Raw genomic sequence first — 19,521 nt, forward strand, 5'->3', positions numbered from 1 at the left:
TCAGAATCCCTCACGAAGCAGCATCTGCAATTCGGCCTTGTGAAGCTTGCCAAGCCCCAGCGTCTCCAAAGTCCGGCCGCCCTGCGCAAAATCCTCGCCGCAGATTGCGCCGCCGACGGCCAGGAAAGCCTTGGCGAGCGGTGTGGCCACGCCCGCCAACGCGGCGACGGACACCAGCAACGACAACCCAAGCCGCAGATCCTCGCGCATGTAGCGGTGTTCGGTGAGCACGATCCGCTCGCGCCAGTCGCCGGAATCCGTCAGGCGATCATGTGAGCCGCGGCCATACATCCAGATCTCGCCGTCCTTGGCGTAATGGTGCGCGAGTGGAAAATGCGGTGCGCCATATCCAAGCGCCTCGCGCACGGCGATCCGCTCGGCGTCGAGTGCGTCGGTCACCCGCCGGATTGCGGCTTGCGTTCCCTCCTTATGGATATCCCACCGCCCGAAATGTTCGATTGGGCCTGCGTTCATCACGATCAGCGGCGGATGAATGATGCAGCCCGCGTTCATCAGCGCGCCGGATAGCGCGTCGCCGCACGGCTCGATCACATCGGGGAAAGCTCGTCCAATCACCTCGAGCGCATGTGGTGCCAGGTCAAGCGGGAACACGCCGACCGGCAGCCGCTTGGCGCGGATGGTGATTGCGACCTCGAATGACCCATGCTTGCGCGTGAGCCATGGCAGCGTGCCGGTCTCAGCGAAGCTTGCCTTGGCGCGATTGCCTGCATCTCGCGCAGCCTGCGCGAAGATCATCGAGCCGAATGTCGCGGGCGGCAGAAACACGACCTGGCCATCCCGCAGATGTGGGGCGAGGAGCCGGGCGATATTCTGCTGAGCGAAGGCGGGAGCAGGGCACAGGATCAGCTCGGCATCGCTGACGGCTTCGGCGATGTTGGTGGTCACCAGCGCCAGCTTCACGTCGTGCTGGCCATTATGGTCCTTGACGAGGATGCGGGAGCCGGCGGCACGATGTGCTTCGACCTGTTCTGTGTCACGGCGCCACAGCCGGACCTCATGCCCTGATAGCGCGAAATCGCCCGCGGCCGCGAAAGAGCCGTTTCCCCCACCTAGAACCGCAATTTTCAAGATGCTTCTCCTTGCGCGCGCGATTGCGCATCAAGCTGCTTCAGCAGGAAATGCTGAACCTTGCCAAGCGCGGTGCGCGGCATGTCGGCGACGAAGACAATGTCGCGTGGAACCTTGTAGCGGGCGAGCTGCGCCTGAACGTGTGCTCTTAGCTCGTCTGCTTCGAGACGGCAGCCGGATCGCGGAATCACGTAGGCGATAGGTACCTCGTCCCAGCGCGGGTCCGGCCTGCCGATCACGGCGCATTCGCTGACGTCTGGATGTTCGAGCAGCACCCGTTCGACCTCGGCCGGATAGACGTTCTCGCCGCCGGATATGATCATGTTCTTCTTGCGGTCGCGGACCCAGAAGTAGCCGTCCGCGTCGCACAGGCCGATATCGCCGGTACGATACCAGCCGTCGTGCAGCGCATCGCGCGTGGCGTCCGCATTGCCCCAATATTCGAAGAAGACGTTGGGGCCACGGACCGCGATCTCGCCTGGCGTGCCCGCCGGGACCTCGTTGCCGGCCTGATCGATCACTTTTGCTTCGCAGCACAGGCCGGCAAGCCCGGTCGATCCCGTGCGCGACAGCTCGCCGCCGAGGCGGGTGTAGATTGCGATGGGGCAGGTTTCCGTCGAGCCATAAACCTGGAGCACTGGCACGCCGCGAGCGACGAAGCGATCGATCAGGTGTGGCGGCACGATGGTCGAGCCGGTGGCGACGGCCTTCAGCGATGAGAGATCAGTCGTGGCCCAGGCAGGGTGCTCGCTGAGAGCCTGGATGATCGCCGGCACCATGACCGTCAGGGTCGGCCGGTCCCGTTCGATGGCCTCAAGCTCCGTGTCGGGGGCGAAACGAGCGTGGATTGAGACGGTCGCGCCAAGCTGGAGCGCCGCTGTGGTCTGGATGTTGAGCCCGCCGACGTGGAAGAACGGCAACACCGTCAGCACATGATCGTCGGACGTCATGTTGTGCATGTGCTGGCTCATGACGCCGTTCCAGAACAGCGCCTCCTGGCGCAGCACAGCACCTTTCGGCCGCCCGGTTGTTCCTGACGTGTAGACGATGAGCAGCGGGCAGGAGAGGTCGGTCTGCGGATTGCGTCCGCTGCTTCCTTTACGCGCCAGCAGGCTTTCGAAAGTCGTGCCGTGCGGTGGCGTAAAATCGAGGCCGACGACGGTGGTGCCCCGCGCGAGTTCCGGAAGGACTCCCTCAAATGCGTGCTCGAGCACCAGCACCTTGACGCTGGCGTCGGTGAGGATGAAGATCTGCTCGGCGACAGCCAACCGCCAGTTCAGCGGCACCAGCATCGCGCCGAGCCGCGCGCATGCATAGAGCAGGACCAGATAGTCGGGTCGATTCAGGCTCAGGATCGCGACGCGGTCGCCACGGCCGACACCGAACTCCTGCTTCAAGCCTGTTGCGATCCGTTCGATGCGCTCGGCGAGCGTCGCGTAGCTCAGCCGCTCCCCTTCAAAGGCGATGGCGGTCTTGTCTGGCGAAAACGCCGCGTTGCGATCAATCAGACTGCAGAGGTCCACCGTCAGTCGTCCGTTTCGCTTGCCTCGTACAGCGCCTCGCGACCGATTCGGTCGAGGCAGAGCTCGGCCGTCCAGGGCAGCATCAGCGAGCCGCAGCGGCTGTCGCGATAGATGCGCTCCAGCGGCAGCGAGCGGAGCATCGCCTGTCCCCCGCAGGTGCGGATCGCGAGCGCGGCGAGCTCATTGGCGCCTTCCATCACCGAATATTGCGCGGCGTAGGCCCGCAGCACCTGCTCCTTGCTCGGATTAGCGCGCGCTTCGGTAACGGCCTGGAACCAGATCGCCTTGATCTGCTCCAGCTTGATTTGCATCTGCGCGACCGCGATCTGCTTGGTCGGGTACATCCGGCGCTTGATCGGAGGCATGCCCGGCACCTCGCCGCGCAAATAGCGCACCGTGAAATCGTAAGAGGCTTGCGCGAGCCCCATATAGGTGGGCGACAGCGTCAGGAACATATGCGGCCAGCGCATCGCCGCCTGAAAGTAGACGCCGCGCGGCATTAGCGCAGAATCTTCCGGCACGAAGACGTCCTTGAACAGCAGCGTTCGCGAGACTGTGCCGCGCATACCGAGCGGATCCCAGTCGCCGACGACGGAAACGCCTTGCGATTTCGCTGGGATCGCGAGGTAAAGCGTATTGCGGCGCGAGGCCTTTTCGCCTTCCTCGATCTCCGTGCAGAGCACGCCGTAATAGTCGGCGTGGCCGGACAGCGATGCAAAGATCTTCTTGCCGTTGACGATCCAGCCGCCTTCGACAGGCTTTGCTTGCGTGCCGAAGGCAACGCCACCCGCGGCCGCCGCGCCACCCTCGGAAAAAGGTTGCGAATAGATCGCACCGTCCTCGACGATGCGCTTGTAGTGGACGGCCCGGCGCTTTTCGTGTTCCGCGCGGGTCTCCGCATCCATGTCGAGATCATCAGCCAAAGGCCCCGACCACAGCGTCGAACAGACATGCATGTTCCAGGTCAGCGCGGTCGCGCCGCAATAGCGGCCGATCTCCGCCGCTGCCAGGGCGTAGGTCTGGTAGTTCGCTCCCAGCCCGCCGTGCTTCTTCGGCACGGCGATGCCGAGCAAGCCGACGCGGTGCAGGTCGCGATAATTCTCGGTCGGGAAGACCGCCTCGCGATCGTAGGTGGCCGCACGACCCGCGAACACGCTTTGGCCGATCTCGCGCGCCCGCGCGACGATCCCGGCTTGTTCGTCGCTCAAGCGGAACGCGACGGGATCGAAGATTGGCGCGTCCAACGCGACCTTGTCGCTCGTGCCAATGGTCTTGCTGACTTGCATGGTCATGGCGCAGTCATCCGTGTTTTGCAGCGACGGAATCGACGAAGCTGCCGAGAGCCTTGTCGAAGGCACCAGGCCGCTCAAGGTTTGCGAGATGGCCGACGCCGGGGAGTTCGACATATTCGGCCGCGGGAATATAGGATGCCGTTCTTGCCATCATTGGCGCAGGCGCGTTGTTGTCTTTGGAACCAGACAGCAGCAGCGTCGGCACGAAAATGTCCTTGAGCGTGCTGCGTTGGTCGAACCCGATCAACGCCAGCATCATTGCGCGATAACTCGCTTCGGGCACACTCCCCATGCACTCGCGCGCAAGCTCCATGCCCTTGGGATCAGGATCGTCGCCGACGAGCTCTTTCACGAGGGACGGTGCCAGCGATTTCATGGTCTCGCCGCGATCGAGCGGACCCAGGCGTGCCGCGATGAACGATTTTTGCCAGTCGCCGTCAGACTTGCCAAAGGCCGGGCTGGTTTGCGCGAGGACGACCGCACGCGCCCGTTTCGGCGATTGCACCAGCCATTTCTGGACGATCATGCCGCCGATCGAATGCCCGACCAGAATGGGCCTTGCCGCCCCGATCTGCTCGATGAATTGCTGGAGTGCATCGGCCAGGGCAGCGATGCTGACGCTGGCGAGTGGCACTGATCCGCCATAGCCCGGCATGTCCCACGCGATCGCGTGGAAACGATTGCTGAATGTGGCAAGCTGCTGCCCCCAGGCCCGCGCCGCGCCGCCAATGCCATGCAGGAAAATCAGGGGTATCGCACCCGGATCGCCCGCAGCTTCATAGGCGAAGCGTCCGTCCCTTGTTATCATTGGCGCAGGCTGCGACACGCGACATCCTTTTGCTTTGCCCGGTGATGCTAACAGGCCTGTGGGGGATGGGAAGAGATAATTTTATACTTAAAGCAATTTTCAGGCCGCTCTCTCGCGCGCGCACACGTTTGCGGCCTCGATCCGCGCTTTCGTTGCAAAACTTTGAAGGTTAAAATATATCGGAGGAACGACAGCAGACCTTGAGGGAGCCCGCGCATGTCCGCATTGCCGCATTCGCCGCACGCGCTGGTGACCGGTGGTGGTCGCGGCATCGGCCGCGCGATCGCTGCGTCCCTTGTCAGCGCTGGTGCCACCGTGACGGTGCTCGGGCGGAACGCGGCTACTCTCGAAGAGGCGGTGAGCGCAGGCGCCGCACATTATGCGGCGGTTGCCGACGTCTCGGACGAAGCTGCACTAAGGGCAGCGATCGCCGCAGCGCATGCGCGAAAGCCGATCGATATCCTGATCGCCAACGCCGGCAGCGCCGAATCCGCGCCGTTTGCGAAATCGGACAGCGCCCTTTTTTCGCGCATGATGGAGATCAATTTCATGGGGGTTGTTCATGCTGTCAGCGCAGTGTTGCCGGGGATGAAGGATCGCCCCTACGGGCGCATCGTCGCGATTGCATCGACGGCCGGGCTCAAGGGCTACGCTTACGTGAGCGCGTACACGGCGGCGAAACACGCTGTGATCGGTCTCGTGCGTTCGCTTGCGCTGGAAATGGCCGGCAGCAACGTGACCGTGAACGCGGTCTGCCCGGGCTTCACCGACACTGATCTCGTTGCCGGCAGCATCGACAACATCATGAAGAAGACCGGGCGAACCCGTGAGCAGGCGATCGCCGAACTCGCGAAGCACAATCCGCAGGGACGTCTGATCACGCCTCAGGAAGTGGCCAATGCGGTGCTGTGGTTGTGCAGTGAGAACGCTGGTGCGATCACCGGGCAGGCGATTGCGGTCGCCGGTGGCGAAATCTAGCGTGCGTGGCCGCGGCGCGGAACAAGGAAACTAAGGAGATCGCATGAGTAGACCAGCCAATCCCGTCACCGTGCCGCTCGCAGACTATTCGCCGCAACATTTCCTGCTGGCCGCGGTCGACGGCGTTGCCACCGTGACGCTCAACCGTCCGGAACGAAAGAATCCGCTGACGTTCGAGAGCTACCGCGAGCTGACCGACTTCTTCCGTGCATGCGCGTTCGACGACGCGGTCAAGTCGATCGTCGTCACCGGTGCCGGCGGCAATTTCTCGTCCGGCGGCGACGTGTTCGAGATCATCGGCCCGCTGGTGAAGATGGACACCAAGGGGCTGACGGCGTTCACGCGGATGACCGGCGATCTCGTCAAGGCGATGCGGGCCTGCCCGCAGCCGATCGTGGCCGCGGTCGAGGGCATCTGCGCCGGTGCCGGCGCGATCATCGCCATGGCGTCCGACATGCGGCTCGCCGCGAGTGGGGCCAAGGTCGCATTCCTGTTCAACAAGGTGGGCCTTGGCGGCTGCGACATGGGCGCATGCGCGATCCTGCCGCGGATCATCGGTCAGTCCCGCGCCTCCGAGCTTCTGTACACCGGCCGGTTCATGACCGCGGAGGAGGGCGAGCGCTGGGGCTTCTTTAGCCGCATCGTCACGCCGGACCAGGTGCTGGCCCAGGCGCAACTGCTGGCAAAACAGATCGCGGAAGGGCCGACGTTCGGCAACACCATGACCAAGCGGATGCTGGCCATGGAATGGGCGATGTCGGTGGAGGAAGCGATCGAAGCGGAGGCCGTCGCCCAAGCCCTGTGCATGACGACGGCCGATTTCAAGCGCGCTTTCGAGGCCTTCGCCAACAAGGTCAAGCCGGTCTTCAGGGGCGACTGAGCGGCCTTTTCCTGGAATGGGACTTGCCAGAAATTATTTTAGGCTTAAAATAGTTTTCATGACCGGGTGAATTGGCGAGGCTCCCATGAAAGTCGCGATCATCGGTGGCGGACCTGCGGGTCTTTACGCTGCAATCCTGCTCAAGAAGCAGCGGCCAAGCGCCGATATCACCGTGTATGAGCGCAACCGCGCCGACGACACGTTCGGCTTCGGCGTGGTATTCTCGGACGCCACGCTCGACAATTTCGAAAAGCACGATCTTCCGAGCTACCGCCGCATCACCCAGGAGTTCGCCTATTGGGACGATATCGCCGTGCATTTTCGCGGCACGGTGCATCGGGTCGGAGGTAACGGCTTTTGCGGCTGCTCGCGGCAAAAATTGTTGCTGATCCTGCAGGAGCGTGCGCGCGAGCTCGGTGTCAGCCTCCATTTCGAAGTGGATATCGATGACGAGTCGCGCTTCGCCGATGCCGATCTAGTTTTGTTTGCAGACGGGATCAACAGCCGTTTCCGGGAGAAGCACGTCGATCACTTCGAGCCGGAAGTCGACCTCCGCACTAACAAGTTTGCCTGGATGGGCTCGACCAGGCCGCTCGATGCCTTCACCTTCATCTTTCAGGAGACGGAGTGGGGACCTTTCATTGCCCACGCCTACCAATATGAAGCCGGTCGCTCGACCTGGATTTTCGAGACCGATCCGGAGACGTTCGAGCGTGCTGGCCTGGCAGGGCTGAATGAGACCCAGTCCGCTGCACGGATGGCCGATATCTTCGGCTGGTTCCTCGATGGGCACAAGCTGCTCGCCAACCGCTCGATGTGGCGTAATTTCCCGATGATCCGCAGCAAGCGTTGGGTCAAGGACAACATGGTGCTGCTCGGCGACGCCAAGGCGACCGCGCATTTCTCGATCGGATCTGGCACGAAGCTCGCGATGGAAGATGCGATTGCTCTGGCTGACGCCATGGCAAAGGCACCCGACATCAAAGCTGCACTGGATGTCTATGAGCACGGTCGCCGCGAAGAGGTCGAGAAGACCCAGCACGCAGCCGACGTCTCGCTGGTCTGGTTCGAACATGTCGACCGCTTCTGGGATTTCGATCCCGTGCAGTTCGCTTTCGGCGTAATGACGCGCTCGAAGGCGATCACCTATGACAATCTGAAGCTCCGCGCGCCCGATTTCGTCGCCGAAGTCGAGAAGTCATTCGCCAGGCAGGTGCGCAGCAAAGGCTTCGACGTCAGCACCGACAAGCCGATGGTGCCGCTGTTCCAGCCGTTCCGCTTGCGCGAGATGGAGATCGCCAATCGTGCCGTGATGTCGCCGATGTGCATGTATTCGGCGAAGGAGGGCGTCCCCGGTGATTTCCACCTCGTGCACTACGGCTCGCGCGCAATCGGTGGCGCCGGCCTGATCTTCACCGAGATGACCTGCGTCAGCCGCGACGCGCGGATCACACCCGGCTGCGCCGGATTGTGGAATGACGAGCAGGAGACGGCGTGGCGGCACATCGTGGATTTCGTCCATGGCAACTCGGCTGCAAAAATCTGCCTGCAACTCGGACACGCCGGCCGCAAGGGGGCGACCAGACTTATGTGGGACGGCATGGACCGCCCGCTGGACCAAGGCGGCTGGGACGTGGTTTCGGCATCGCCGCTGCCTTACTTTCCCGACAGCCAGGTGCCGCGCGAGCTTGACCGCGCCGGCATGGACGCGGTGAGAGATTCGTTTGTCGCGGCGGCCGCGCGCGGCGAGCGCTGTGGCTTCGACATGCTCGAATTGCACTGCGCGCACGGCTATCTGCTAGCGAGCTTCATCTCGCCGCTGACGAACAGCCGTACGGACGAATATGGCGGTTCGCTCGAAAACCGGCTGCGCTTCCCGCTTGAGATATTTGAGGCCCTGCGGGCTGTGTGGCCGAAGCACAAGCCGATGTCGGTGCGCATTTCCGCGACCGATTGGGCGGATGGCGGCATCATCGGCGATGATGCGGTGGCCATTGCGCGTGCGTTCGCCGATGCCGGTGTCGATCTGGTCGACGTCTCGGCGGGCCAGACCGTTCGCGATGGGCAGCCGGTCTATGGCCGCATGTTCCAGACGCCGTTCTCTGACCAGGTCCGCAATGAGGCGCGTGTGGCGACCATGTGCGTCGGCAACATCACGACCTCGGACCAGGCCAACACCATTTTGGCCGCCGGCCGGGCTGACCTCGTCGCGCTCGGGCGGCCGCATCTGGTCGACCCATTCTTCACCATGAAGGCGGCGGCCTGGTACGGGGCGAATGATGCGTTCTGCCCGCCGCAATACCTGCCCGGAAAAGATCAGATTTTCCGCAACAGTGTGCGCGACCGACAGGATCTCGAGGAGCTGAGAATTAAGGCTAAGCCCAAGACCCGGGCTGAGCTCAAGGCGGAGGCGACAAAGCCGCTTGCGGCGGAGTGACCGCCCGTGCGACGTTAACCTCGTTGCCTGTGTATTGAGTGGAGTTAAGGGCGATGAAGGCGATTATCGTCGGCGGCGGTATCGGTGGTCTCACGACGGCATTGATGCTGCGGGCCCGCGGTATCGGCTGCGAGATTTTCGAACAGTCCGATACGATCCGCGAGCTCGGCGTCGGTATCAACACGCTGCCGCACGCCATGCGTGAGCTTGCCAGCCTTGGCCTGCTGCAGAAGCTCGACGACGTCGCGATCCGGACCGACCAGCTCTACTACCTCAACCGCCATGGCCAGGAGGTCTGGCGCGAAGCCCGCGGCGTGGACGCCGGTCACGACGTGCCGCAGTTCTCGATCCATCGCGGCCGCCTCCAGGGCGTCATCCATCGCGCCGTCGAGGAGCGGCTTGGAGTGGATGCAATCCACACCGGCTGCCGGCTCGGCGCCTTCACGCAGGACGAGGGCGGCGTCACCGCTTACTTCTTCGATCGCACTGGTTCGCATGTCCATACCGCGCGCGGCGATATTCTGATTGGCGCCGATGGCATCCATTCGCGTGTCCGCGACACGCTATTCCCGAACGAGGGGCCGCCGTGCTGGAACGGCCTGATGCTGTGGCGCGGCGCGCGCGACTGGCCGCTGTTCCTCACCGGCAAGTCGATGATCGTCGCCGGTGGCCTCAACGCCAAGGTGGTGATCTATCCGATCGCGGAGGGATCGAGCCCGGCTAGCCGTCTCACCAATTGGGCGGTGCTGGTGAAAGTAGGCGAGGGCAACGCGCCGCCGCCGCGGAAGGAAGACTGGTCACGCCCGGGCCGGCGCGAGGAGCTGATGCCGCATGTCGCGCGCTTCTCGGTGCCCTATATCGACGTGAAGAGCCTGATTTCGGCGACGCCGGAGTTTTACGAATATCCCACCTGTGATCGCGATCCGTTGCCCTATTGGTCGTCCGGGCGTGTCACCCTGCTCGGTGATGCCGCACATCCGATGTATCCGGTTGGCTCCAATGGCGCTTCGCAGGCGATCCTCGATGCGCGCTGTCTTGCGGACGCGCTGGTGCGCGCCGAGCATCCGCGTCAAGCGCTGATGGAATATGAGAAGAAGCGCTTGCCGATGACGGCGGACATCGTCCGCTCCAACCGCCGCGGCGGCCCCGAGGGCGTCATCGACGCCGTCGAGCAGCTCGCGCCCGACGGTTTCGACAATGTCGACAATGTGCTGAGCTATTCTCAGCGCGAGGCGATCGTGCGCGGCTACGCCACCAAGGCCGGATTCGCCGCGGTGCCGGGACTCACGGCGGTGCGCGCTTGATGTGAGCTGAAGGCCGATGAATGATCATCGGCCTCCAATTTTGATTGAGCACGACCCTTTCGGAAAACCGCTGCGCACTTTTCCGGGGTCATGCCGCTAGCCCGCGCCGGGAGGCGGCGGCAGGAAGTGGATGTTGAACTCGGCGGCCATCGCCACAACATCCTCCGGCTTCTGTTCCTTCATGTTGTGAAGGCCCCAGAACAGGTCGAACAGCTTTTTGGTCGGCGAGACCCAGAACAGCACTTTTGCGGTTTGGTCCGATTTGTTGAAGATGCCGTGCGGCACACCCATGCCGAGACGGATCAGATCGCCGGGTGTGGCCTGCGCTTCCGAATTGCCGAGCATGAAGTCGAGTTTGCCCTCCAGCATGTAGAGATATTCGTCCTGGTCGGGATGAATGTGCGGCGGCACGAACGTGCCCGGAGGCAGCGTGGCGTGCCAGGAGAAGCTGTTCTCGGTGTTACTCTTCGGCACATAGGTCTGCCCGAGGATGTTCCAGGAGATGCCCTGAATCCCCTCATTGGCCCGTGTGATACCGGTGATTTCGCTCTTCATTGCAGTTCTCCCTTAACGCGACGCGCGGCCTTAGTTCGCCGCCTTGCAGTCCTTGGCATAGCGGTCGCCGTAATTCTCGAAAACCTTCTGGACGATCTCGGTCTGGAATTTTCCGTCCGGACGCTTGGCAACCTTGGTCAGATAAAAATCCTGGATCGGATAGCCGTTGGTGTTGAACTTGAACGACCCACGCAACGACGTGAAGTCCGCCTTCTTCAGGGCTGCCGCAACGGCGTCCTTGTTGGAGAGGTCGCCTTTCACACTCTTGACGGCACTGTCAATCAGCATTGCGGCATCATAGGCCTGGAAGGCGTAGGTGCCGGGCACGCCGCTGTAGGCGGCCTCATAGGCGGCAACGAACTTCTTGTTCTGGGGATTATCGAGATTGGGCGCCCAGTTCGCGCCGCCGAACATCCCGACGGCCGCGTCTTGCTGTGCCGGCAGGGTCGATTCATCCACCGTGAAGGCTGAGAGAACCGGAATGCTGTCGGCGAGACCGGCCTGCTTGTACTGCTTGACCAAGTTGACGCCGAGGCCGCCCGGCATAAACGTGAACAGCGCATCGGGCTTCTGCGCCGAAATCTTGGAAAGCTCCGGCTGGAAATCCAGCGTGTTGAGCGGCATGTAGGACTCTTCGACGATCTCGCCCTTGTAGTCGAGCTTGAAGCCGGCGACCGAATCCTTGCCGGCCTGATAATTCGGCACCATGAGATACATCCGCTTGTAGCCGCGATCCTGCGCCACCTTGCCGAGGATCTCGTGGACCTGATCGTTCTGATACGACGTCACATAGAAGAACGGGTTGCAGTCCTTGCCGGCAAATGTCGACGGGCCAGCATTGGGGCTGATCAGGAAGGTCTTCGATTCCGTGACCGGCCGGTGGATCGCTTGGAGGATGTTGGAGAAGATCGGCCCGACTACGAAATCGACCTTGTCGCGTTCGAGTAGCCCCTTGACCTTCGTCACCGCCACGTCGGGCTTCAACTCGTCGTCGACCACGACGACCTCGACATCGCGGCCACCCATCTTGCCGCCGAGATCCTTCACCGCGAGCGCAAAGCCGTCGCGGACCTGCTGGCCGAGCGCGGCGGCGGGCCCCGACAGCGTTACAATCACGCCCACCTTGAGCTTCTCCTGGGCGAGGGCAGGACTCATCGCGGTGCCGAGCAGCAAGGCAGTTGCGGCCAAGGTCAGTTGCGTCTTCATGATCCGTCCCCCGTGTCGATCGGGCCTGCACAGCAAGCCGCGTACACCGATCCAAGCTTATGCCGATGACGGCGCTCGCGGCAAGCCAAGCTCAAGGCGCCACCATCGTGTGGGCAACGGTGCATGCAAGCGGCGCGCCAATTATTTGAAGCCTAAAGAAATTGGCGTGCGGTCGATTGTTGCAGCTTTGGGCTTGCGGTCGGCATCGATTTATTTGAAGCTCAAAACGTTGGGAATCCGTGCCGGCGCGAATGCCGGCCGTGAGTGATTGCATCGAGATGCTCGATTCCGAGACCAAGGCCGTCGAAACGCCGGAGGACCATGCCGAAGAGCTTCGGCTGTGGTTGCGCCTGCTCACCTGCACGACCTTGATCGAGGGAGAAGTTCGCGGCCGGCTGCGGCAGCGCTTCGACGTCACGCTGCCGCGGTTTGATCTGATGGCGCAGCTCGACAAGGCGCCCGACGGCATGACGTTGTCGGACGTCTCCAAGCGCATGATGGTGTCCAACGGCAACGTCACTGGCCTCGTCGAGCGCCTGGTGGAATCCGGTCATCTCGACCGCCGCACCTCGGAGACCGACCGCCGCGTCCAGGTGATCCGCCTCACGAAACTCGGCCGTGCCGAGTTTCGCAGGATGGCTGCGGAACACGAAACGTGGATCGCCGATCTCTTTGGCGATTTGACGCCGAAGGATGTGCGCGAGCTGATGCGGTTGCTGGCCAAGACCAAGGCGTCGGCGCAGAAATCGGCCGCGCGTCGCCGGCCCTAAGCGTGGGCCGACGCGCCCGTTAATCCCATATTGCCGCACGAAAATGCATGGGATGCCCAAAATCCGCTATTGCGCCAAATTGTTTTAAGCCTAAAATGTTTGCCGAGTTAGTGCTGCCGGGTGCTTTCCATGCGCAAAGGAGCGTGCGATGGCCAACGCCGCCAAGGTTCAAGTCTCGGGCTCGCATAACGGCAACGCTGCGACGGCCCATGTCGACACATTCGCGCGGCAGCATCTGCCGCCCCCTGAGCTCTGGCCGGAGTTCATCTTCACGCGGCCAGAGCTGCGCTATCCGTCACGATTGAATTGCGTCAGCTATTTCCTCGATCGCTGGGTCGAGCAGGGGCACGGTGACGCACCTTGCGTCATCAGTCCCGCTGTCAGCTACACCTATCGCGAACTGCAGGCGCTGGTGAACCGCATCGCCAACGTGCTGGTCGGCAAGCTTGGCCTTGTCACCGGTGGGCGCGTGCTGTTGCGTTCCGCCAACAGCCCGATGATGGTTGCGACCTATCTGGCGGTAATCAAGGCCGGCGGCATCTGCGTTGCGACGATGCCGTTGCTGCGTGCCAAAGAGCTGTCCTATCCGATCCAGAAGGCGGAGATCACGCTCGCGCTTTGCGACGGAAAACTCTCCGATGAGATGGAAAAGGCGAAGCTGGCTGCGCCGGGCCTCAAGCACGTGGTTTATTGGGGCAACGGTGCTCCCGACTCGCTCGAGGCGCTGATTGCGGATGCAAGTCCGGAGTTTGGGGCGGTCGATACCGCCTCTGACGACATCTGCCTGATCGCCTTCACGTCGGGAACGACCGGCGATCCCAAGGGCACCATGCATTTCCATCGGGACATGCTGGCGGTGTGTGACGGCTACGCACGCAACATTTTGCGGGCCGAGCAGAAAGACCGTTTCGTCGGCTCGGCACCGCTTGCCTTCACTTTTGGCTTCGGCGGCGTGCTGTTCCCCATGCACATCGGCGCTTCCTTCGTCGTGCTGGAGAAGACGACTCCTGATGATATCCTCTCAGCTGTCGAGCAGTACAAGACCACCGTCTGCTTTACGGCGCCGACCGCGTATCGCGCCATGATCGGCAAGCTTCCAGGCCGTGACATTTCCTCTCTGCGAAAATGCGTCTCCGCGGGCGAGACGCTGCCCAAGCCGACATTCGATGCCTGGCTGAAGGCCACCGGCATCAAGCTGATGGACGGGATTGGCTCGACTGAGCTGCTGCACATCTTCATCAGCGCGAGCGAGGACGAAATTCGTCCCGGCGCGACCGGCAAGCCCGTACCCGGCTATGAAGCGAAGATCGTCGACGATGACGGCAATGAGTTGCCGCCGGGCACGATGGGGAAGCTCGCGGTGCGAGGACCGACCGGCTGCCGTTATCTCGCCGACGAGCGGCAGCGGAAATACGTCCAGAACGGCTGGAACATCACCGGCGACACCTATCTGATGGATAGCGACGGCTACTTCTGGTACCAGTCGCGCTCGGACGACATGATCGTGTCATCCGGGTACAATATCGCAGGCACGGATGTGGAAGCCGCGCTGCTCACGCATCCGTCGGTTGCCGAGTGCGGCGTCGTTGGTGCGCCGGACGAGGCGCGCGGGATGATTGTAAAGGCCTATGTCATTGTCGCAGCCGGCGTGACGCCGGATGCAAAGCTCGCAGCCGAGTTGCAGGAGCACGTCAAACGCGAGATCGCGCCGTACAAATATCCGCGCGCAATTGAGTTCGTGACCCAGCTGCCGAAGACCGAGACCGGGAAGTTGAAGCGCTTTGCTTTGCGGCAATTGGCGCAGGCGGCGGCGACGTCTTCGGGCGTCGCGGCAGAATGAGATGAGGATCAAGATTTGTCCGTGATGACGCCGAAAGGCCCACAACTCGCGGTGCTGCCAGGTGCCGCCGAGGACGACACCAGCCCTGGGGCACAGGTGCTCCAGCCGTCCGGCTGGCCGACGCCGAAGGGCTATGCCAACGGCATGGCTGCCGAAGGGCGCATCGTCGTCACCGGAGGCGTGATCGGCTGGGATGCCGAGGAGCGCCTCGCTGACGGCTTTGTCGCGCAGGTGGGCCAGACCCTGAGCAACATTGCGGAAATCCTAGCCGAAGCCGGCGCGCGGCCAGAGCATCTCGTGCGCTTGACCTGGTACGTCGTCGATATGGACGAATACCTGACGAACCTGAAGGAGCTCGGCAAGATCTACCGTACCGTCTTCGGTGCGCACTATCCCGCGATGGCGCTTGTCCAGGTCGTGCGCCTTGTCGAGAAGGCGGCGCGCGTCGAGATCGAAGCCACCGCCGTCATTCCACGCTGAACTACGCTCAGCTCGCTTTGGTGAGATCGTCGTCCTCGGGTGAGTTCAGATAGACGTCGGACATGGTGTCGACCCAGCGTAGAGTTAGTCCTTCGGCTCCGAATTCGGCGTCAGGTCGGAGGAGCGGAATGGTTTGGCCTTGTCGAGCTTGCGATAGGCCGTCGAAGCCGTTCGCAACAGCTTTTTTTCTCGCTTGGGGTCGAGAAAGCGAATGCCGGCCTCGGGAACGGCCTCGTTCAACGACGCGGCCAGCGTTTGACCGCGCGCATCATCATTTAACTGTCCAAGCGACTTTTGCGCCCTGCGCAATTGCTTGAGGATCGACTTCTGCTTCGTCAGCGAGTCGTCGGCAAACAAGTCCTGCAGCGACTCGATCGAATAGGTCAGTCGCTTGTTGAGAATCCGCAGCTTGTGCCGTTTCCCGACGTCGAGCTTGCGCAGCTTCCTGGCCTTCTTGAGCAGCGTCTTCTCCCATTCGGTCAGTTGCTCCGTCGCGTGGTCGGCGAGCGGGCAGCGGCGCAGCCTGATGGCCTCCTTGCTGCGCCTGGTCGACCAGGGGCCGCTCTCGATCCAGCTCGAGGTTTGCTCGGCGAGGCGGCGATATCGCGCCGATTGCAGCGCGCGGGCCAAGAGGCGATGGCTTTCGGCCCGCTTCTCGTCCCAGTGCTGGAGCTCGGCGATCACCGCGAGCTCGTCGCCGGTCTCGGCGACGACGCGTTCAATGGCGACGTCGAGGTCCCGCACCATGCCAAGCTGGCTGTTCAGCCATTTCAACTCGGCCCAGACTTTGGGGCGCAGCGCATCGTCGACCATGGGCGAAAAGAAGCGAATGGCGGTCCGCAGATGGGTCAGTGCGATTCGGATCTGATGCAGCGCCTCCGGATCGCCACGACAGGTCCCGTCATGCTGGGCGAGAACGGCGGCGAGGTGGCGGCGGGCGATGATCCGAAAGGCGGTGTCGCAGGCCATGCCGGGGCTGAGGCGACCGGGCAGCGTATTGCGGCTCGCTGCCGAGTTTGCGCGGGCGGTCGCCGTCGAGTTTGTGGTGGGTCGCGCTATCCTAGCCCGCGCCAATCAGATTGCCCTATCTGCCCTTAGCGATTGCGTCCCGGCAGCTCTGGAGCGTCTGCGCTGGTGTCCCGGATGCATCGATGGTCGTCCAACCGATGTGGCCGATATTATAGTGCTCTTGCAACGCCGCAACCTCTTGCGTCGCATCGGATGCGTCGCCGCGGCGACCGCCGATGCGGGCCTGCCGGGTCGCCAGATCCGCGACGAGGAAGAGGCCGGTGAGAGGCACGTTACAATCCCGAGCCAGTGTGGCGAAGGCGTCTCGCTCGACATCGCGGGCAAACACGCCATCGACGATCGCGGAATGGCTTTGGGTCAGCACACGCCGGGCATGCTCGGCCAACGTCGCGTAGACCCGCGCTGCGAGCTCGGGCGTGTATGCGGATGGCGGCAGCCGCTCCGTGTCGGCGACACCAAACATCTGCTTGCGAATGACGTCGCTGCGCAGCACGACGGCGCCCGGCTGCGGAGCGACGGTCGGCGCGAGCGCGCGTGCTAAAACTGTCTTGCCGGTGCCGGATAGTCCACCCACCGCGATCAGACGGGGCGTGGGAGGCTGGATCAGCGCCCGGGCAAGGTCGAAATACCGGCGTGCGTCGTCGAGAATGCCGGCGTCGTCGGGATCCGGTGGCTTTAGTCGCCTCAGCGCCACCTGGGCCCGGACCGCGGCGCGAATCGACATGAACAGCGGCAGCGCGCTCAGTGCGTCGAGATTTTCGAGAGGCGTCGCGGCAAGATACCGGTTCAGAACAGTGTTGGCTGCCAGCGGCTGATTGTGGCGCAGCAGATCCATCAGGGTGAAGGCGAGGTCGTAGAGCACGTCGACAGTCGCCATCTGCGCGTCGAACTCGATGGCGTCGAACAGCACGGGCTGCTGCCCGATCAGCACGATATTCGCAAGATGCAGATCGCCGTGGCAGCGGCGCACAAAACCCTGGCGGCCGCGTTCTTCAAGCAAGGGACGGGCGCGCGTGAATGCCACGTGCGAGACTTGTGCAAGCTGCTCTATCCCCGCGGCCGGGAAATGATTGCCGCTCCGCAGGCCATTGCTGTTGCCGTCGATCAGGGCGGGGATGGAGGACGTCCAGGCCTTGCCGTCAGCGCGCGTCGCCGCAGCATGCGAAGCTGTGATCGCGTCGGCGACGGCCGACGCAAAGTCCGCATCGAACTGTCCGGCCTTCGCCAGATGATCCAGCGTCCGGCTCTCGTCGAAACGTGACATGTCGACGGCATATTCGATCGGGCGGCCGCGGCCGTCGACCTTCACTGATCTGTCCGGCTCTTCTGTAATGGCCACGACGCGATGATAGATCTGCGGCGCATGCGGCCGGTTGATCCTGACCTCCTCCTCACAGGCTGCCTTGCGTTTCTCGAGTGTCGAATAATCGAGAAACGGATATTTGACCGCCCGCTTGATCTTCAGCGCGCGCGTCCCGTCAAGGAAAACTGAAGCCGCGTGCGTGTCGATCCGCTTCACGCCGGGACGTGCAGTCAGTGTCGCGAAGATCCGTTCCTGGGTCACAGTATTGTCTGTCATCCCTGCCGGCTTATTGCAGATGAGGGCGCCAAGCGGTCCGGCCGCAAACCAGGGTAACGCTTAAGTCGGGACCGCGACCAGTCCTTGACTTCCGTCAAGGCCTGTCGTCGGTTGGCGATGCGGAGCTTTCCCGGCTTGAGGAGGATCAAGCGCCCGGACCAAAGGCGGCCCATTTTGGCCGGCAAGGAGAATCCCATGCCTATCAAGGACGTGTTTCTGCCGCTCTTTGGCGAGCCGCGTGCCCCCACGTTGGCCGCGATCGAGAAGTGCATAGCCGTTGCGGCCGATCTCGGTGCCAGGGTGACCGGGCTCGCGCTCGAGGACGATGTTTTCGTTCGGCCGAAAGTGGTGTTTGCTGATGACCCGGAATCCGCCGAACTCAACGTTGTGCGCGAGGTGGGCGACATGCAGCAGCTCCTGAATGCATTCACCAATGGGGCCTCGCGTGCCGGCATTCGGGCCCAAAGCCGATCGGGGAGGGTCCCGGCGGACCAGATCGCATCGACTCTGGCTGAACATGCGCGCTTCAGTGACCTCACCCTGATTCCAGTGAAGCCGCACGACAGCCGAACCGAAAACATCGTTGAGACCTTCCTGTTCCAATCCGGCCGACCGCTGCTGCTTTGTCCGGAGCAGTACGTGGCGGCGCTGCGACCGGAATGCGAGAGTGTCGTGATTGCCTGGGACTCTTCGGCCCGCGCCGCGCGTGCGGTCGGCGATGCATTGCCGATCCTGCAAGCCGCCGCTGTGGTGCGGGTGATCACGGTGGCGGACGACAAGGACGAAGCGATCACGCAATCCGGGACCAGCCTCGTCCATCATCTCAGGGAACACGGGATCTATGCGTCCTTCGAAACCGTGAAGGGCAGTGGCAGCTCGATCGGCAAGGTGCTGGGTAGCTGGGCGCAGTCCCACGCCGTCGACGCCATCGTCATGGGCGCCTACCACCATTCGCGCCTGAACGAGGTCGTTTGGGGCGGCGTGACCAAGACCGTCATCGGCCAGCCACCGTGCTGGGTGATGATGTCGCACTAGCGTCCTGAACCGGAAGTTCGCAACATCGCGTCGTGTTCTGCTGGGGCATTATATCGGCAGAAGCGCTCGATGGAAGCAAGGATGTCATCGGCGGACTTGGTCCATCGGAACGGTTTGGCATCGGCATTGTGTAGGTCGATGAACGATGTGATGTCAGCCCTGAAGGCCGCGACGCTGCGATAGACGCCGCGCCTGATCTTCTTATCGGTAAGGGGCGCGAACAAGTGCTCGACTTGGTTGAGCCATGACGAAGCCAGCGATCTTTGGGAGAGCAACAGGTTCACCTGGATCTAGACGCTGTCGCGGAATTTTGAGACCATGCCCTCAAGCCCGATCTTGCAGGCGAACTTCGCTAAACTTCAGCTCAGTACCCGAAATGGTCTTCTTTAATTCCCCCTTGCGCTGGATCGGCGGTACGCGCCGCAAGTCTCTTATTGAGCTACGGTCCAAGCTACGGCTTGCGACAATGGGCGGCACTGGTCACATCGGAACTCTCCAAAGCGCGTCCCAAATGATAATCTCCGGGGTCAGGGTCGCAGCCGGTCGTCCGTTGCGGTGAGGTGGTCGGCATACGCCGCTGGGAGGGTGCCGGATATTATTTTCGGCGACAGATTGCGCCGATGGCCTGCTGGTATTGTCTCTCAGCATCTTTCTAGGGCGCTCGATCGGGTTGACGTTAGCACTTGGCGCCTACGCCGTCCTTTCCTCGAGCCCTC

The 19,521-nt window shown here is 62.7% G+C and carries 16 protein-coding genes and 1 pseudogene; 8 read left to right on the forward strand and 9 right to left on the reverse strand.

The features are described from left to right. Genes ABID58_RS35035 through ABID58_RS35050 form a run of 4 tightly spaced genes read right to left on the reverse strand, consistent with a single transcriptional unit; the run spans window position 1 to window position 4,730 of the window. Complete coding sequence (locus tag ABID58_RS35035) at window positions 1-1,089, reverse strand: NAD/NADP-dependent octopine/nopaline dehydrogenase family protein (RefSeq protein ID WP_354037442.1); 1,089 nt, start codon at window positions 1,087-1,089, stop codon at window positions 1-3. Then, window positions 1,086-2,612 carry a class I adenylate-forming enzyme family protein gene (locus ABID58_RS35040; RefSeq protein ID WP_354037443.1) on the reverse strand — a complete coding sequence of 509 codons (1,527 nt, stop codon included), beginning with the start codon at window positions 2,610-2,612 and terminating at the stop codon, window positions 1,086-1,088. Before ABID58_RS35040 ends, ABID58_RS35035 begins: the two co-directional genes overlap by 4 nt. A 2-nt stretch (window positions 2,613-2,614) precedes the next feature. Beyond that, window positions 2,615-3,904, reverse strand: a complete 1,290-nt coding sequence (locus ABID58_RS35045) for an acyl-CoA dehydrogenase family protein (RefSeq protein WP_354037444.1) — start codon at window positions 3,902-3,904, stop codon at window positions 2,615-2,617. A gap of 7 nt (window positions 3,905-3,911) precedes the next feature. Next, window positions 3,912-4,730: an alpha/beta fold hydrolase gene (locus ABID58_RS35050; RefSeq protein WP_502916453.1), complete on the reverse strand. Its 819-nt coding sequence runs from the start codon at window positions 4,728-4,730 to the stop codon at window positions 3,912-3,914. Window positions 4,731-4,928: 198 nt separating this feature from the next. On the opposite strand from ABID58_RS35050, the gene ABID58_RS35055 reads away from it, so the two are divergent. The 4 genes from ABID58_RS35055 to ABID58_RS35070 all read left to right on the forward strand — a co-directional run bounded on the left by ABID58_RS35055 (window position 4,929) and on the right by ABID58_RS35070 (window position 10,311). Continuing rightward, complete coding sequence (locus ABID58_RS35055; RefSeq protein ID WP_354037446.1) at window positions 4,929-5,690, forward strand: SDR family NAD(P)-dependent oxidoreductase; 762 nt, start codon at window positions 4,929-4,931, stop codon at window positions 5,688-5,690. 43 nt (window positions 5,691-5,733) lie between these two features. Continuing rightward, window positions 5,734-6,570, forward strand: coding sequence for an enoyl-CoA hydratase family protein (locus ABID58_RS35060; RefSeq protein WP_354037447.1), 837 nt, complete (start codon window positions 5,734-5,736; stop codon window positions 6,568-6,570). Between the two features lie 85 nt (window positions 6,571-6,655). Then, window positions 6,656-9,007, forward strand: coding sequence for a bifunctional salicylyl-CoA 5-hydroxylase/oxidoreductase (locus ABID58_RS35065; RefSeq protein ID WP_354037448.1), 2,352 nt, complete (start codon window positions 6,656-6,658; stop codon window positions 9,005-9,007). Between the two features lie 53 nt (window positions 9,008-9,060). After that, window positions 9,061-10,311 carry a flavin-dependent oxidoreductase gene (locus tag ABID58_RS35070; protein ID WP_354037449.1) on the forward strand — a complete coding sequence of 417 codons (1,251 nt, stop codon included), beginning with the start codon at window positions 9,061-9,063 and terminating at the stop codon, window positions 10,309-10,311. Between the two features lie 96 nt (window positions 10,312-10,407). Here ABID58_RS35070 and ABID58_RS35075 read toward each other — a convergent pair whose 3' ends face one another. Together ABID58_RS35075 and ABID58_RS35080 are read right to left on the reverse strand one after the other, a co-directional pair. After that, window positions 10,408-10,866 (reverse strand): cupin domain-containing protein, encoded by a 459-nt coding sequence (locus ABID58_RS35075; RefSeq protein ID WP_148752669.1) that lies wholly within the window; start codon window positions 10,864-10,866, stop codon window positions 10,408-10,410. Window positions 10,867-10,896: 30 nt separating this feature from the next. Then, on the reverse strand, window positions 10,897-12,072 hold the full coding sequence (locus tag ABID58_RS35080; protein WP_354037450.1) for an ABC transporter substrate-binding protein: 1,176 nt from the start codon (window positions 12,070-12,072) through the stop codon (window positions 10,897-10,899). A 251-nt stretch (window positions 12,073-12,323) separates the two neighbouring features. Between ABID58_RS35080 and ABID58_RS35085 the strand changes: the two genes are divergently transcribed. The 3 genes from ABID58_RS35085 (at window position 12,324) to ABID58_RS35095 (ending at window position 15,162) form a co-directional block, all read left to right on the forward strand. Then, complete coding sequence (locus tag ABID58_RS35085) at window positions 12,324-12,842, forward strand: MarR family winged helix-turn-helix transcriptional regulator (protein ID WP_354037451.1); 519 nt, start codon at window positions 12,324-12,326, stop codon at window positions 12,840-12,842. A gap of 148 nt (window positions 12,843-12,990) precedes the next feature. Then, complete coding sequence (locus tag ABID58_RS35090; protein WP_354037453.1) at window positions 12,991-14,682, forward strand: benzoate-CoA ligase family protein; 1,692 nt, start codon at window positions 12,991-12,993, stop codon at window positions 14,680-14,682. Window positions 14,683-14,703: 21 nt separating this feature from the next. After that, a complete protein-coding gene (locus tag ABID58_RS35095; protein ID WP_502916454.1) occupies window positions 14,704-15,162 on the forward strand; it encodes a RidA family protein in 459 nt (152 codons plus the stop codon). A gap of 84 nt (window positions 15,163-15,246) precedes the next feature. On the opposite strand, the gene ABID58_RS35100 is transcribed toward ABID58_RS35095, so the two are convergent. Together ABID58_RS35100 and ABID58_RS35105 are read right to left on the reverse strand one after the other, a co-directional pair. Beyond that, window positions 15,247-16,221: a CHAD domain-containing protein gene (locus ABID58_RS35100; RefSeq protein ID WP_354037489.1), complete on the reverse strand. Its 975-nt coding sequence runs from the start codon at window positions 16,219-16,221 to the stop codon at window positions 15,247-15,249. Between the two features lie 25 nt (window positions 16,222-16,246). Continuing rightward, window positions 16,247-17,770, reverse strand: coding sequence for a bifunctional aminoglycoside phosphotransferase/ATP-binding protein (locus ABID58_RS35105; RefSeq protein ID WP_354037455.1), 1,524 nt, complete (start codon window positions 17,768-17,770; stop codon window positions 16,247-16,249). 195 nt (window positions 17,771-17,965) lie between these two features. Here ABID58_RS35105 and ABID58_RS35110 point away from each other — a divergent pair, with 195 nt between their 5' ends. Beyond that, window positions 17,966-18,805: a universal stress protein gene (locus ABID58_RS35110; RefSeq protein WP_354037456.1), complete on the forward strand. Its 840-nt coding sequence runs from the start codon at window positions 17,966-17,968 to the stop codon at window positions 18,803-18,805. On the opposite strand, the pseudogene ABID58_RS35115 reads toward ABID58_RS35110, so the two are convergent. Continuing rightward, window positions 18,802-19,059, reverse strand: a pseudogene (locus tag ABID58_RS35115) (IS630 family transposase); the annotation flags it as partial. The gene ABID58_RS35110 and the pseudogene ABID58_RS35115 overlap by 4 nt on opposite strands. Between the last annotated feature and the right edge of the window lie 462 nt (window positions 19,060-19,521).

The sequence above is a fragment of the Bradyrhizobium sp. S3.2.6 genome, from assembly GCF_040546885.1.
In the GTDB taxonomy this organism is placed as follows: domain Bacteria; phylum Pseudomonadota; class Alphaproteobacteria; order Rhizobiales; family Xanthobacteraceae; genus Bradyrhizobium; species Bradyrhizobium cytisi.